The following is a 14300-nucleotide window of genomic DNA, read 5'->3' on the forward strand; positions in this document are numbered from 1 at the left end:
GGCGGATCCGTTCAGAGCGTGACGGTGGCCCGGAACACGGTGGCGCCGGTGCCGGCCAGCCGGACCGCGGCGCCGGTGGCCGGGAGGAAGGCGGACTCGCCGCGGGCCAGCTCCAGCGTGCCGCCGTCGGCCGAGGAGAGCCGGGCCGCGCCCGCCGTGCACAGCAGGATCTGCGGCGCGTCGCCGGACAGCGTCCGCTCCCGGCCGTCGAGGACGAACCGGGAGAGCCGGAACTCGTCGATCGGCACCGGGTACAGCTCCTCGCCCGGCATCCCGTCCACCGTGACCGGCAGCAGCGGGACCGGCGCGGTGGCGGCGAACTCGACCACCCTGAGCAGCTCGGGCACGTCGATGTGCTTGGGGGTGAGGCCGGCCCGCAGCACGTTGTCCGAGTTGGCCTGGAGCTCGACGCAGACGCCGTGCAGGTAGGCGTGCGGGACGCCCGCGCCCAGGTAGAGCGCCTCGCCGGCGCGCAGCAGGACGTGGTTGAGCAGCAGTCCGGCGATCAGCCCCCGGTCGCCGGGGAAGTCCCGGGCGATCCGGACGTAGGGCGCGTACGGTCCGGCCGGGTCCTCGGCCGCCGCCTTGCCGACCGCCTCGGCGGTGTCCCGGACCGCGGCCTCGGCGGCCGGGCCCTCCAGGCCCAGCGCGGCCGCCAGGGCGCCGCTGAGCGCCTCGGACTCGCTCCCGGTCCGGAGCGGGGCGATCACCGGCTCCAGCGCGGGCACACCGAGACCGGTCAGCAGCGCGGCCGCGTCGGCGGGCCGGCGGAAGCCGCACAGCCCGTCGAAGTCGCCCAGGGCACAGATGAGTTCGGGCTTGTGGTTGGCGTCCCGGTAGTTCCGGTGCGGGGCGTCCAGCGGGATCCCCAGGGCGTTCTCGGCGGCGAAACCGGCCCGGGCCTGGTCGAGCGAGGGGTGGGCCTGGATGGAGATCGGGATGCCCGGGGTGAGGACCTTGAGCAGGAACGGCAGGGTGGGCCCGAACCGGGCCACCGAGGCGGCCCCCAACTCGCGCTCGGGATCCGCGGCGATCAGCTCGTCCAGCCGGCGCGGTCCCTCGCCCCGGTCGGCCCGGGAGGGGTCGCCGGGGTGGGCGCCCATCCAGAGCTCGGCCTGCGGTTCGCCGGTCGGCTCCTGCCCGAGCAGCTCGGGGAGCGCGGTGACGGATCCCCAGGCGTACGGGCGGACGGTGTTGACGAGCTTGTCCATGGGCGCGGTCCTGCTCCTTTGCTGCGGTGGGCGGGCGGGCCTCGCCGCCGGGCGGCGCCCCGCGGGCGGTGCCGACGGTGGGCATCCGGGCAAAGGCCGGGCATCGACCCTAGCCGACCGGTGCCTCCGCAGGGGAAACGCCGGAGGCCGGTGGGGAGTGCCGCGGGCGGCGGACCGGTTCCGTGACGCGGTAGTAGGATGCCAGGACCCAGTGTTTTCCACAGTGTCCCCCAGTCGGCGGGTGCCGGCCGGGACTGTGAGTCCTGATGAGTGCGGGCAACGGTGACTGGCACTTCCCGCCACCGGCCGAGAGGTTAGTACGTGACCGTCAACCAGCAGAGTTTTGCTGATCTCGGCCGGGTGCTGGTGATCATCCCCACCTACAACGAGGTGGAGAACGTCGAGCGCATCGTCGGCCGGGTCCGCGCCGCCGTCCCCGAGGTGCACATCCTCGTCGCCGACGACAACAGCCCGGACGGCACCGGTGAGCTCGCCGACAAGCTGGCGGCCGAGGACTCCCACGTGCGCGTCCTGCACCGCAAGGGCAAGGAGGGGTTGGGCGCCGCCTACCTGGCCGGGTTCCGCTGGGGCATCGACGAGGGCTACGACGTGCTCGTCGAGATGGACGCCGACGGGTCCCACCGGCCCGAGGAGCTGGAGCGGCTGCTGACCGCGCTGCGCGGCGCCGACCTGGTGCTCGGCTCGCGCTGGGTGCCCGGCGGCCGGGTGGTGAACTGGCCGAAGTCCCGGCTGCTGCTCTCGCGGGCCGGATCGACCTACTCGCGGCTGATGCTCGGCGTGCCGATCCGGGACGTCACCGGCGGCTACCGGGCGTTCCGCAAGGAGACCCTGCTGGGCCTGGGCATGGACGAGGTCGCCTCGGCCGGCTACTGCTTCCAGGTCGACCTGGCCTGGCGCACCGTGAAGGCCGGCTTCAAGGTGGCCGAGGTGCCGATCACCTTCGTCGAGCGGGAGCTGGGCGCGTCCAAGATGAGCCGGAACATCGTGGTCGAGGCGCTCTGGCGGGTGACCTCCTGGGGCGTCGCCGACCGCTTCGCCCGGCTGACCGGCGGGAAGCGCTGACACCGCCGGACCACCCGGACACATGAGCGGGAAGGCGTGCCCCGTCGGGCGCGCCTTCCGCGTTTTCGGCGTGCCCTGCTCCCATGCTGTAGGGCGCGAGGCCCGGCCGTGCGAGGGGGCCGCCGCCGCACGCGTCCGGACCGCCGTGCACGAACCGCCGTCGCACGCGCGTCGCCGCCCGCCCCGCCGCACACCTCCACCCGCCCGCACACCGCCGCACCGACCACCACCACCGCCGCCGAGCCGGACCGGGACCGGGGCCGCCGAACCAGAGGGAGCAACCAGTGACGCCGTCCCCGTCCGAGGAGAACACCGCCGAGGCGTCGGTCCGGCCGCTGGAGGTCGCCGTCTTCACCGGCCCCGAGTCGGCCTTCTTCGCCACCTCCACGCTGATCCTCGGCGAGCACACGGCGATCCTGGTCGACGCCCAGCTGACCCGCAGCGCCGGCCGCGAACTGGCCGAGTGGGTCGCGGGCAAGGGCCGCCGGCTGCTCGCCATCGTGGTCACCCACCACCACCCCGACCACTACTTCGGTGCCGAGGAGGTGCTGCGGCTCTTCCCGGACGCCCGGCTGCTGGCCGCGCCGCCGGTCGTGGACGGCATCCTGCGCACCGCCGCCGCGAAGGTCGCCCAGTGGAAGCCGGTGTTCGGGGACGACATCCCGGACCACCCGCTGGTCCCGGCCCCGCTGCTCCCCCAGCCGCTGATGATCGACCGGCAGGCGATCCCGGTGCTGCTGCTCGGACAGGGCGACTGCGACGGCTCCACCGTGGTGCACGTGCCCAGCATCCGCACCGTGATCGCCGGTGACTTCGTCTACAACGGCACCCACGTCTGGACCGCCGACACCACACCGGAGCTCCGCACCGAGTGGGTCCGCAACCTCGGCCGGATCGCCGGGCTCGGTGCGGAGCGGGTGATCGCCGGACACCGCGCGCCCGACCAGGGCGACGACGCGGCCCGGGTGCTCGCCTTCACCGAGGAGTACCTCCGGGACTTCGACCGGCTGCTGGCCGGGCACCCGGACGACGCGGAGGCGCTGGTCGCGGCCGTGAACGAGCGGTACGGGGAGCTGACCCTGCCGGCGGTGCTGGAGCTGAGTGCGGCCGCCAACACCGCCGCCGCCGGCACCGTCGATGCCGATGCCTCGGACGCCTCGGACGCCGGTCCGGCCGCCGACGTGGACACGGAGGCGGACGCGGAGACCGACGCGGAGACCGACGCGGAGACCGACGCGGAGACGGACGCCCACGCCGAAGAGGCGGACGGCGGGGAGGCGCCCGGCCGTACCGCCGGCTGAGACGGCGGCGGATACTGGCGGCATGACGCCGTACGACGTGATCGTCCCGGCCGGGGGAGCCGCCCGCCGGCTCGGCGGCGCGGACAAGCCGGCCCTGACCGTCGGCGAGACCACCCTGCTGGACCGGGTGCTCGCCGCCTGCGCCGGCGCCGGGACCACCGTGGTGGTCGGCCCGGCCCGCCCCACCACCCGCCCCGGGGTCCGTCCGACCCGCGAGCACCCGCCCGGCGGCGGACCGGTCGCGGCCGTCGCGGCGGGCCTCGCCGAGGTCGGCGCCGAACTGGTCCTGCTGCTCGCCGCCGATCTGCCGTTCCTCGACGAGCGCACCGTCCACCGGCTGGTCACCGCCCTCGACGAGGCCGGGCCGGACACCGAGGCGGCCGTCCTGGTCGACGCCGCCGGCCGCGACCAGCCGCTCGCCGCCGCCTACCGGACCGCCGCCCTGCGCGCCGCGCTCGCCGCCGCCGGGGACCCCGCCGGCCTCCCGCTGCGCCGCCTCACCGGCTCCCTGCGCACCCTGCGGCTGGCCGACACCGACGACGTCACCTACGACTGCGACACCTGGGAGGACCTCGCCCGGGCCCGGGAACGCGACGGCCGGCGGGAGTCCTGACCCCGGTGCCGATCCGGTCCTCGTCCCGGTCCGCAGCCCGTTCTCACCCCGGTCCTCACCCCGGTCCGCACCTCGGTGCGAGGCGAACGACGCGCGGCGCTCACCGGGCAAACATCCCGGGGAAACCGCCGATCAGGCAGCATGTCCGCATGGAGCGCACGCTGGATGACTGGATCGCCGAGGCCTGTACCGAGCTGGACATCGACCTGGACGTCGATGCCCGGGGTCTGCTCGACCTGGCCCGGGTGGTCGCCCACGGGGTGGACCGGCCCGCCGCCCCGCTGACCACCTTTCTGATCGGGTACGCCGCCGCGTCGCGCGGCGGCGGGCCGGAGGCGGTCGCCGAGGCGTCCCGGCGGGCCGCCGCGCTCGCCGAACGCTGGGCCGACGCGGCCGCCGACCCGGGACAGCCGTGAGCGCGCCGGAGGACCTCGCCGTGCTCGACCAGCCACCGGCCCCGGCCGCCCCGACGAGCTGGGCGGCCGCCCGGGAGACCGCCCGCCGGGCCGGCCGGCCGGCGTCCGCGCCCCCGCGCGTCCCGCTGACCGAGGCGCTCGGCCGCACCCTGGCCGAGCCGCTGACCGCGCTCACCGACCTGCCCGCCTTCGACACCTCGGCCATGGACGGCTGGGCGGTGGCCGGCCCCGGCCCGTGGCGGGTGTCCGGCCGACTGCTGGCCGGACGGCCCGCGGACGGTCCGCTGGCCGACGGCGACGCCGTCGAGATCGCCACCGGTGCCCAGCTCCCTCCCGGTGCCACCGCCGTGCTCCGCCGCGAACACGGGGAACCGGCCGGCTCGCTGCTGCGCGAGCGCCTCCCCGGTGCGCTGACCACCGGCCAGGACGTCCGGCCGCGCGGCCAGGAGTGCCGGCGCGGCGAGCAACTGCTCCCGGCCGGGACCGGGATCGGCCCGGCCGTGCTCGGCCTGGCCGCGGCCGGCGGCCACGACCGGCTGGCCGTGCACCGCCGCCCGGTGGTGGACCTGCTGGTGCTCGGCGACGAACTGCTCGGCTCCGGCCTGCCCCGGCCCGGCCTGGTCCGGGACGCGCTCGGCCCGCTGCTGCCGCCGTGGCTGCGGGCGGCCGGTGCGGAGACCGGCGAACCGCGCGCCGTCCGGGACGACTTCGGACTGCTCCGGGACGCGCTGCGGCACTCCACCGCCGACGTGGTGGTCACCACCGGGGGGACGGCGGCCGGTCCGGTGGACTTCCTGCACCGGGCGCTCGCCGAGGTCGGTGCCCGGCTGCTGGTGGACGGGGTCGCCGTCCGCCCCGGCCATCCGATGCTGCTGGCCGAACTGCCCGGCGGGCGCCATCTGGTGGGTCTGCCGGGCAATCCGCTGGCCGCGGTCGCGGGGGCGGTCACGCTGGCCCTGCCGCTGCTGCACGCGCTGGCCGGCCGCGGCCCCGGCGAGCCGGTCCGGGCCGTCGCCGTCGCCGCCCTGCCCGGACATCCGCTGGACACCCGGCTGGTACCGGTCCGGCGGACCGTCCACGGGGTGCTCCAACTCCCCTACGACGGACCGGCGATGCTGCGCGGGGTCGCGCTGGCCGAGGCGCTCGCCGTGGTGCCGCCGGGCGGTGCGGCGGCCGGCGCCGCGGTCGAACTGCTGGAGGCACCGTGAGCGGCGGCGCGGGACGGGGTTTCGGCCGCCGCCTCTCCGGCCGGGCCTCGGCCGGGGCGGAGTCCTGGGCGGACGCCGGGATCGTGCTGCCCGCCCGGCGCAGCGCCCCGGCGCTCCGGCAGGTCGGCTTCCGGCTGCTGCTGGCCCTGGCCGTGCTGGTGGCCACCACCCTGATCGTCTGGGTGGACCACGAGGGCTACAACGACAATGCCGGGGGCGGGGTGAGCCTGCTGGACTCCGCCTACTACGCCACGGTGACGCTCTCCACCACGGGCTACGGTGACATCACCCCGTACAGCGACACCGCCCGGCTCACCAACATCTTCGTGATCACTCCGCTGCGGGTGCTGTTCCTGATCATCCTGGTCGGCACCACCCTGGAGGTGCTCACCGAACGCACCCGCCAGCAGTGGCGGTTGAACCGCTGGAGGTCCACCGTGCGCGAGCACACCGTCGTGATCGGCTACGGCACCAAGGGCCGCAGCGCCATCGACACCCTGCTGCTGCAGGGGGTGCGCAAGGAGGAGATCGTGGTGGTCGACCCGCAGCGCAAGGCGGTCGACCAGGCCGCCGAGCACGGTCTGGTGGGCGTGCTCGGCGACGCCACCCGGACCGACACCCTGCTGCGGGCCGGACTCCCCACCGCCGCCCGGGTGGTGGTGGCACCGGAGCGGGACGACACCGCCGCCCTGATCACCCTGACCGCCCGCCAGCTCACCCGCACGGCGACCGTGGTGGCGGCGGTGCGCGAGGACGAGAACGCCCCGCTGCTGCGGCAGAGCGGCGCCGACGTGGTGGTGACCAGCTCCAGCGCGGCCGGCCGACTGCTCGGCATGTCGATGCTCAGCCCGCACACCGGTGCGGTGATGGAGGACCTGCTCACCTACGGCGACGGCCTGGACGTGGTCGAGCGCCCGGTCACCCGGGCCGAGGCCGGGCACAGCCCGCGCGAGTGCGAGGACCTGGTCGTCGCGGTGGTCCGCGGCCGACGGGTGATCAACTACACCGAGCCGGAGGCGCGGACCCTCCAGCTCACGGACCGGGTGATCGTCATCAAGTCGGCCGGTTCGGCGTAGGGTTGCCCGTCATGAGCGATCAACCGCGGCTCCCGTTCGGCGCCTTCGAGTTCCACGCCCCCGCGCTGGAGGCGGCCGACCGGCTGGCGGCCCCGGTGGCCGAGGCGTTGGCGGCCTGGCCGGACCGGGAGGCCGCCCGGTCGGTGCTCTACGTCGAGACCGACCCGGAGAAGGCCGACACCGCCGTCTTCTGCGAGACCTACGACGTGCCGCTGGAGGCCTCGGCGAACTGCGTGGTGGTCGCCGCCCGGCGCGGCGGGGAGACCACCCTGGCCGCCTGTCTGGCGCTGGCCACCACCCGGGTCGACGTCAACCGGGCCGTCCGCAAGCACCTGGAGGCCCGCAAGGCCTCGTTCGCCCCGATGGACGACGCGGTCGGGGCGACCGGCATGGAGTACGGCGGGATCACCCCGGTCGGGCTCCCGGCGGGCTGGCCGCTGCTGGTCGACGCGGCGGTCGCGGCGGCCCCGTTCGTCCTGGTGGGCAGCGGGCGGCGGCGGGGCAAGCTGATCCTGCCGGGCCGGGCGGCGGCCGCGCTGCCCGGAGCGGTGGTGCTCCCGGACCTGGCCGGCTGACAAGCGGGTCGGCCCGCCGTCCGGTGGCCGGGTCGCAGTAGCGTCGGGTCCATGCATGCGATGACGATTCCTGAACCCGGCGGGCCCGAGGCGCTGCGCTGGGCGGAGGTGCCGGACCCGGTGCCCGGGGAGGGCGAGGTCCTGGTCGAGGTGGCGGCCACCGCCGTCAACCGCGCCGACCTGCTCCAGCGGCAGGGCTTCTACGATCCGCCGCCGGGCGGTTCGCGCTATCCGGGACTGGAGTGCGCCGGCCGGATCGCCGCGCTGGGTCCCGGGGTGGCCGGCTGGGCGGTCGGCGACGAGGTGTGCGCGCTGCTGGTCGGCGGCGGCTACGCGGAGCGGGTCGCGGTGCCGGTGGGTCAACTGCTGCCGGTGCCGAAGGGACTGACGCCGGAGCAGGCCGCCGCGCTGCCGGAGGTCGTCTGCACGGTGTGGTCCAACGTCTTCCTCACCGCGCGGCTGCGGCCCGGCGAGACGCTGCTGGTGCACGGCGGCGCGAGCGGCATCGGGACGATGGCGATCCAGCTGGCCAAGGCCGTCGGCGCGCGGGTGGCGGTGACGGCGGGCGGCCCCGAGAAGCTGGCCCGCTGCGCCGAACTGGGCGCCGACGTCCTGATCGACTACCGCGAGCAGGACTTCGCCGAGGTGCTCGCGGAGGCCACCGGCGGGGCCGGGGCGGACGTGATCCTGGACATCATGGGCGCCAAGTACCTGTCGCGGAACGTGGACGCGCTGGCGGTCAACGGGCGGCTGGTGATCATCGGGCTGCAGGGCGGGGTGAAGGGCGAGCTGAACCTCAACACCCTGCTGCGCAAGCGCGCCGCGGTGGTCGCGACCAATCTGCGCGGCCGGCCGCTGGCGGAGAAGGCGGCGATCGTGGCGGCGGTGCGCGAGCACGTCTGGCCGCTGGTCGAGTCGGGGGTGGTCCGGCCGGTGGTCGACCGGGTGCTGCCGCTGACGGAGGCGGCCGAGGCGCACCGGGTGCTGGAGGCCGGGACGCAGGTCGGCAAGGTGGTGCTGCGGGCCTGAGGCCGCGGGGCCGGGGCCCGCGGAGGCCGGGTCCACCGTACGACATGCCCGGAATGTCGGGCTGTGTGAGTCTGGACGGGAGCTGTCCCGCCGCCGATCCCGCCCAGCGCGGTCGGCCGTCGCGGAAGGACCTCGACCGTGCCCGCACCTTCGTCTTCGTCCGCGTTCCCCGGGCCGCCGCCCGCGGCACTGCCGCCGCACCCTTCCCCCCGCCGCAACGGCCGGCGGCTGCTGGCGGCGGCGGTGCTCGGGCTCGCCGTACCGCTGATGGCCGGGCCGGCCGCGATCGCACTGCCGAGCGCGCCGGCCGGTGCCGTCGGTTCGGTCCCCGTTCCGGCCGCCGATCCCGGGCCGGCCGTCGACCACGGCCCGGCCGCCGACCCCAGGCCGTCGGAGCAGTCCGGGCCGTCGGCGTCGCCGGGGGCGTCCGGATCCGCGGCGCCTTCGGACGGGACCTCCCCGGTGCCTTCGGCGGAGCCGGAGCCCGAGCCGGCAGCTGAGCCGGAGCAGCCGTCGGCCGGCCCCGAGACCCCCGCCGGGCCGGCCGCGTCCGGGCCGACCACGTCCGGGCCGTCCCCCGCCGAGCCGTCCCCCGAACCGGTCTCCCCCGCGCCGACCGCCCCGGCGGCGCCGTCCTCGGCCGTACCGGCCGCCACGGCGGTGGCGTGGCAGGCGGTCGGCCGGGTCCGGCCCGGACCGTCCTGGGCCGACCGGGAGCAGCGCCGCGGCCGCCACCGCCCCGCCTCGGCGCCCGAGGCGGCGCCGGACCGGGGCCGGGCGCAGGACGCCGAGCAGGTCCCGGAGCAGCCGGTCGCTCCCGGGGCGGACGCCGCCCCGGGCCCGGCGGCCGGGAGCGCCGGCGCGGTGGAGCCGGCCGCGCCGGACGACGGCTCCGGCGGCGAGACCCTGGCCCTCGGCCGGCCCGGGCCGCAGGCGGTACTGGTCGGCCCGGCCCTGCTGCCCACCCGCTGGGACGACGCGGCCACCCGCCAGCTGCCGCTGGGTGCCGGTCTGGGCCTGATCGGCTGCGGACTGGGCCTGATCGGGCTGCGGCTGCGCCGGCGCTGACCGCCTCCCGTCGGCCGGGCGGACCGGACCCGGGCGGCGGTCGACCGGGTACGGGCGACCGTGCGCGGGCGGCCGACGGACCGGGCCGGACGGGGCCTCCCCGCTGCCCCGGACCCGGGCCGGACTGAGTATCCGTACGGATACCGCCGCCCCGCCCCGGGGCGTAGCGTCGTTCCCGGGCGCAGGCACGCGGCCGGTCGCGGCACCGGCACCGGCGACGGGCGGGCGGGTCGGTCGGGGGCCTCCTCCCGGGCAACCCCAGTGAGGGAGAATGTGGTTCATGACGAATCCGATGAACGAGTACTCGTCGCAGGAGTTCCACCAGGCCATGGGCGGGCAGCCGCAGGACGGCCAGAAGGTGCTGATCGTCGGACCGGACGGGCTGCCGGTGGGTTCGACGGCGGGCCCGATGGGGGACGACGGCGACGGGCCGCGTGAACTGCCGGTGACCGAGATGGTCGAACAGCCCGCCAAGGTCATGCGGATCGGCAGCATGATCAAGCAGTTGCTGGAGGAGGTCCGGGCGGCTCCCCTCGACGAGGCCAGCCGGGCGCGGCTCAAGGACATCCACGCCAGCTCGATCAAGGAGCTGGAGCTGGGCCTGGCCCCCGAGCTGGTGGCGGAGCTGGAGCGGCTGTCGCTCCCGTTCACCGAGGACTCGATCCCGACCGAGGCCGAGCTGCGGATCGCCCAGGCGCAGCTGGTGGGCTGGCTGGAGGGCCTGTTCCACGGCATCCAGACCGCGCTGTTCGCACAGCAGATGGCGGCCCGGGCGCAGCTGGAGCAGATGCGGCGGGCGCTGCCGCCCGGTCTGCACGGCGGGGAGCCGGAGGGGGACGAGCCGGGCGAGGGCCGCGGCATCCGCTCCGGTCCCTACCTCTAGCGGTTCCCCCACGGGTCGGGCGTCCGCCCGCCCGTGGACGTCGGCCGTACCCGTACCGCCACGGCCCCGCCGGGGCGGCACGGCACGGGGCGCGGCGGGCCGCCCCGGCGGCGCGAGCACTACCGACGGGTACCGGGTCGCGACCTGGACACAGTGTCGGCCCTGGGCCGGGCGGTGTCCTCGCGAGCCGATACCCTGACCCCCTGTCGCAGTCCGGGCGAGCGTCGCGACAGGGGTCCGGGCAGGCCGGCGGGCCGGGCCCGGGAACACGCACGGACGAGACCGAATGTCACGGTCGCGGCGGTACGGCCGCGCCGAGGGGGAGCAGAGACCATGAGCGAGCACGGCAACGCGGCGGCCGAGGGCTACTCCCTGGGCAACGGGCGGTACGTGCTGCAGCGGGTGCTGGGCGAGGGCGGCATGGCCTCGGTCCACCTCGCGTACGACAGCGTGCTGGACCGGCAGGTCGCGCTGAAGAGCATGCACGCCGAGCTGGGCCGGGACGACTCGTTCAAGGAGCGGTTCCGCCGCGAGGCCCAGGCGGTGGCCCGGCTGGAGCACCCGAACATCGTCACCGTCTACGACAGCGGCGAGGACATCGCCCAGGACGGCTCCAGCACGCCGTACATCGTGATGCAGCTGATCGACGGCAAGGGCCTGCGGGACGCCATCAACGAGGCGGTCGGCCAGCACGGCGCGATGCCGGTCGAGGAGGCGCTGCGGGTCACCATCGGTGTGCTGAACGCGCTGGAGGCCTCGCACGACATGGGCCTGGTGCACCGTGACATCAAGCCCGGCAACGTCATGTTCGACCGCAAGGGCAACGTCAAGGTCATGGACTTCGGCATCGCCCGCGCGCTGGAGAGCGGGGTCACCTCGATGACCCAGACCGGCATGGTGGTCGGCACCCCGCAGTACCTCTCGCCCGAGCAGGCGCTGGGCAAGCCGGTGGACGCCCGCTCCGACCTCTACTCGGTCGGCGTGATGCTCTTCGAGATGATCACCGGCCAGCTGGTCTTCGACGGCGACTCGGCCTTCTCGATCGCGTACAAGCACGTCCAGGAGGAGCCGCCGGCGCCCTCCACGCTCAACCCGCGGCTCGCCCCGGCGGTCGACGGGTTCGTGGCGACGGCGCTGCGCAAGGACCCGGCGCACCGCTTCCCGAGCGCGGCGGCGATGCGCGACGAGGCCGAGCGGCTGATCGCGGCCGGCAAGGGCGGCGGCAGCCCGCTGGCGGCCAGCAACCCGCTGGTGATCACCGACGGTCCGCGGTCGGTGCACGCCGCTCCGCAGACCCCGCAGCCGCAGCCGTTCCCGAGCATGCAGCCCCAGCCGCAGCCGTTCCAGCCGCACGCGCAGCCGCAGCCGTTCCAGACGCCGCCGCCGGCGTTCCAGGCGCCGCACACGCCGCAGCCGTTCCAGCCGCACGCGCAGCCGTTCCAGACGCCGCCGCCGGCGTTCCAGGCGCCGCACACGCCGCAGCCCTTCCCGCAGCAGGCGCACACCCCGCCGCCGCACCCGATGCCGGCGCCGCCGTTCCAGCCGCAGCCGGTGCCCGCGTCGAACAGCGGTGGCTGCTCGACCGCCCTGGTGATCATCGGCATCATCGTCGGTGTGATCGTGCTGGCGGTCATCATCATCGCGATCGTGGTCAACCGGGCCGAGAAGGACACCGCGGGCGGGTCGACCCGGGGCGTCTCGAGTGCGGCGGTCACGGTGTCGCAGCCGGACGGCCGGGCCGACCGGAATGGCCTGCTCTGACAGGTTCCGCCCGGATCACGCGTGCTCCGGGGGTCGGCCCGAGGCGGTAGCGTTCGGGGACACGAGCGACAGGGCACCGCGATCCGAGCGAAGGCCCGGGGCGAGGAGCGATGGCACAGACGCAGCATCCGGACGACGACGGGGCCTGGGCGACCGGTCCGGGCGGCGGGGCCCCCAGGATGCCCGAGCCCGGTGGCGACGCCGCCACGACCGCGCTCCCGCCGTACGGCGCCCCGCAGACCCCCGGCCGGGGCACCGCCGCGCCGCTGGGCACGGTCGGCGACGGCCGCTACCGGCTGACCCACCGGCTGGGCCGGGGCGGCATGGCCGAGGTGCTCGCCGCCCAGGACGTCCGGCTGGGGCGGACCGTCGCGGTGAAGCTGCTCCGCGGTGAACTGGCCCAGGACGAGATCGCACGGCTCCGCTTCACCAGGGAGGCGCACGCCGTCGCGGCGCTCAACCACCACGCGATCGTCGCCGTGTACGACACCGGCGAGGAGTACGTCGGCGAGGAGTCGACGCCGTACATCGTGATGGAGCTGGTCGAGGGCCGGACCGTCCGCGAGCTGCTGGTCGACGAGGAGGAGCCGCCGGTCGACCAGGCGCTGATCATCATCGCCGGGGTGCTGGAGGCGCTCGCCTACAGCCACCGGCACGGCATCGTGCACCGTGACATCAAGCCGGCCAACGTGATCATCACGACCACCGGCGCGGTCAAGGTGATGGACTTCGGCATCGCCCGGGCGCTCACCGGCACGGCCTCGACCATGACCCAGACCGGCATGGTCATGGGCACCCCGCAGTACCTCTCGCCGGAGCAGGCGCTGGGCAAGCCGGTCGACCACCGCTCCGACCTGTACGCGGCCGGCTGCATGCTCTACGAACTGCTGGCCCTGCGGCCGCCGTTCACCGGTGACACCCCGCTGTCGGTGGTCTACCAGCACGTGCAGGACATCCCGGTGCCGCCCTCGCAGGCCAATCCGCGGGTCCCGGCCGGCCTGGACCACCTGGTGCTGCGCTCGCTCGCGAAGAACCCGGACGACCGCTTCCAGGACGCGGACGAGTTCCGCGCGCACATCGAGCACGCGCTGCGCGAGCTCACCGGCGGCACCGGCGGCTGGCCGCTCGGCGCGACGGCCGGGCTGGCCGCGGCCGGCCAGGGCCACGGCGGGATGCCGCCGCGGGGTGCGGACGAGACGGCGGTGCTCGGGGCGGGTGTCCCGGGCGACCCGACGGCGATGCTGCCGTACCAGGTGCCGGGCGGCCCGCACACGCCGTCCTCCGGGTACCCGCCCTACGGCGGCGGCGACGGTCCGGACGACGGGCACGGCGGCGGGCACGGGCGCGGTGGCGGCGGGCGCCGTCCGTGGCGCTGGGTGGCCGGCATCGTGGCGGTGGTCGTCGCGGCCAGTGCGGGCATCGCCATGGCGCTGAGCGGCAACGACAACGGCGGTGGCGGCGGGAAGCCGAGCGACCTCGGTCCGAGCACCGGGGTGGTGTCGACGGCGCCGGAGGCGACCACGCCCAGCTCCGGCGCGACCACGACGACGCCCCCGACCGGGCAGAACTCGCGCCGTCCGACGCAGTCGCAGCAGACCGACACCAACAACAACGGCGGCAACCAGACCCAGGCGCCGAGCCAGCCGACCGGCAAGCACACGACCAGCCCGGCGGCGACGCCGAGCAGCACCGGCAGCAAGGCGCCGAGCCCGAGCATGTCGGCGTCCGGCACGGCCAGTGCTCCGCCGACCAACACCCCGACCACGGGGACGGGCGGCGGCGCGACGACGCCCCCGGCCACGGCCCCGCCGGCGACCAACCCGCCGCCGACCGGCGGTGGCAGCCAGACGCCGCCGGCCGGGGGCGCTGCCGGGGGCGCTGCCGGCGGCACTGTCCCGAAGCCGACCGGCGGGGCGGCCACCCCGGCCGTTCCCTGACCGGTTGATTCGTCCCGCGGTTCCGGGGGGGGGGGGGGCGCCCCCCCCCGGGCCCCCCCGCCCCCCCCGGGGGGGGGGGGGGGGGGGGGGCGTCCGGCATCAGAAGGCCCCCCCACCCCCCCCCCCCGCCGCCCCCGGG

Annotated in this window: 11 protein-coding genes and 2 pseudogenes; 12 read left to right on the plus strand and 1 reads right to left on the minus strand. The window is 76.2% G+C overall.

Features of this window, described 5'->3' with window-relative positions; translation table 11 throughout:
- Nucleotides 1-11: 11 nt before the first annotated feature.
- Nucleotides 12-1211 (minus strand): mannose-6-phosphate isomerase, class I, encoded by a 1200-nt coding sequence (manA, locus tag ACIPYS_RS36005; RefSeq protein WP_400754230.1) that lies wholly within the window; start codon nt 1209-1211, stop codon nt 12-14.
- 321 nt (nt 1212-1532) lie between these two features.
- On the opposite strand from manA, the gene ACIPYS_RS36010 reads away from it, so the two are divergent.
- The 12 genes and pseudogenes from ACIPYS_RS36010 to ACIPYS_RS36065 all read left to right on the plus strand — a co-directional run bounded on the left by ACIPYS_RS36010 (nt 1533) and on the right by ACIPYS_RS36065 (nt 14161).
- Nucleotides 1533-2294 (plus strand): polyprenol monophosphomannose synthase, encoded by a 762-nt coding sequence (locus tag ACIPYS_RS36010; protein ID WP_030392455.1) that lies wholly within the window; start codon nt 1533-1535, stop codon nt 2292-2294.
- A 284-nt stretch (nt 2295-2578) separates the two neighbouring features.
- The gene (locus ACIPYS_RS36015; RefSeq protein ID WP_400754234.1) at nt 2579-3595 is read left to right on the plus strand and encodes an MBL fold metallo-hydrolase; all 1017 of its coding nucleotides are present in this window, start codon (nt 2579-2581) and stop codon (nt 3593-3595) included.
- A gap of 22 nt (nt 3596-3617) precedes the next feature.
- Nucleotides 3618-4201: pseudogene (locus ACIPYS_RS36020) on the plus strand (molybdenum cofactor guanylyltransferase); the annotation flags it as partial.
- Between the two features lie 147 nt (nt 4202-4348).
- A pseudogene (locus ACIPYS_RS36025) lies at nt 4349-4624 on the plus strand (DUF6457 domain-containing protein); the annotation flags it as partial.
- A complete protein-coding gene (locus ACIPYS_RS36030) occupies nt 4621-5832 on the plus strand; it encodes a molybdopterin molybdotransferase MoeA (protein WP_231978654.1) in 1212 nt (403 codons plus the stop codon). The pseudogene ACIPYS_RS36025 and the gene ACIPYS_RS36030, both read left to right, overlap by 4 nt.
- Nucleotides 5829-6908, plus strand: coding sequence for a TrkA family potassium uptake protein (locus tag ACIPYS_RS36035; protein WP_093861182.1), 1080 nt, complete (start codon nt 5829-5831; stop codon nt 6906-6908). Before ACIPYS_RS36030 ends, ACIPYS_RS36035 begins: the two co-directional genes overlap by 4 nt.
- Before the next feature lie 11 nt (nt 6909-6919).
- Nucleotides 6920-7483, plus strand: coding sequence for a YbaK/EbsC family protein (locus ACIPYS_RS36040; RefSeq protein ID WP_093861181.1), 564 nt, complete (start codon nt 6920-6922; stop codon nt 7481-7483).
- Between the two features lie 51 nt (nt 7484-7534).
- Nucleotides 7535-8512, plus strand: a complete 978-nt coding sequence (locus ACIPYS_RS36045; RefSeq protein ID WP_093861180.1) for an NAD(P)H-quinone oxidoreductase — start codon at nt 7535-7537, stop codon at nt 8510-8512.
- Between the two features lie 138 nt (nt 8513-8650).
- Complete coding sequence (locus tag ACIPYS_RS36050; protein WP_400754240.1) at nt 8651-9580, plus strand: hypothetical protein; 930 nt, start codon at nt 8651-8653, stop codon at nt 9578-9580.
- A 328-nt stretch (nt 9581-9908) separates the two neighbouring features.
- Nucleotides 9909-10463 carry a bacterial proteasome activator family protein gene (locus tag ACIPYS_RS36055; RefSeq protein WP_093864983.1) on the plus strand — a complete coding sequence of 185 codons (555 nt, stop codon included), beginning with the start codon at nt 9909-9911 and terminating at the stop codon, nt 10461-10463.
- Between the two features lie 333 nt (nt 10464-10796).
- On the plus strand, nt 10797-12224 hold the full coding sequence (locus ACIPYS_RS36060) for a protein kinase domain-containing protein (RefSeq protein ID WP_093861178.1): 1428 nt from the start codon (nt 10797-10799) through the stop codon (nt 12222-12224).
- Between the two features lie 110 nt (nt 12225-12334).
- Nucleotides 12335-14161, plus strand: a complete 1827-nt coding sequence (locus tag ACIPYS_RS36065) for a protein kinase (protein ID WP_400754243.1) — start codon at nt 12335-12337, stop codon at nt 14159-14161.
- The last annotated feature ends 139 nt before the right edge of the window (nt 14162-14300 follow it).

The sequence above is a fragment of the Kitasatospora sp. NPDC089913 genome, assembly GCF_044748625.1.
In the GTDB taxonomy this organism is placed as follows: domain Bacteria; phylum Actinomycetota; class Actinomycetes; order Streptomycetales; family Streptomycetaceae; genus Kitasatospora.

Excerpts from the sequence above, each read along its gene's own strand:
- manA (WP_400754230.1), bottom strand. The coding sequence starts at position 1,211 with ATGGACAAGCTCGTCAACACCGTCCGCCCGTACGCCTGGGGATCCGTC.
- ACIPYS_RS36040 (WP_093861181.1), top strand. The coding sequence starts at position 6,920 with ATGAGCGATCAACCGCGGCTCCCGTTCGGCGCCTTCGAGTTCCACGCC.
- ACIPYS_RS36045 (WP_093861180.1), top strand. The coding sequence starts at position 7,535 with ATGCATGCGATGACGATTCCTGAACCCGGCGGGCCCGAGGCGCTGCGC.
- ACIPYS_RS36055 (WP_093864983.1), top strand. The coding sequence starts at position 9,909 with ATGGGCGGGCAGCCGCAGGACGGCCAGAAGGTGCTGATCGTCGGACCG.
- ACIPYS_RS36060 (WP_093861178.1), top strand. The coding sequence starts at position 10,797 with ATGAGCGAGCACGGCAACGCGGCGGCCGAGGGCTACTCCCTGGGCAAC.
- ACIPYS_RS36065 (WP_400754243.1), top strand. The coding sequence starts at position 12,335 with ATGGCACAGACGCAGCATCCGGACGACGACGGGGCCTGGGCGACCGGT.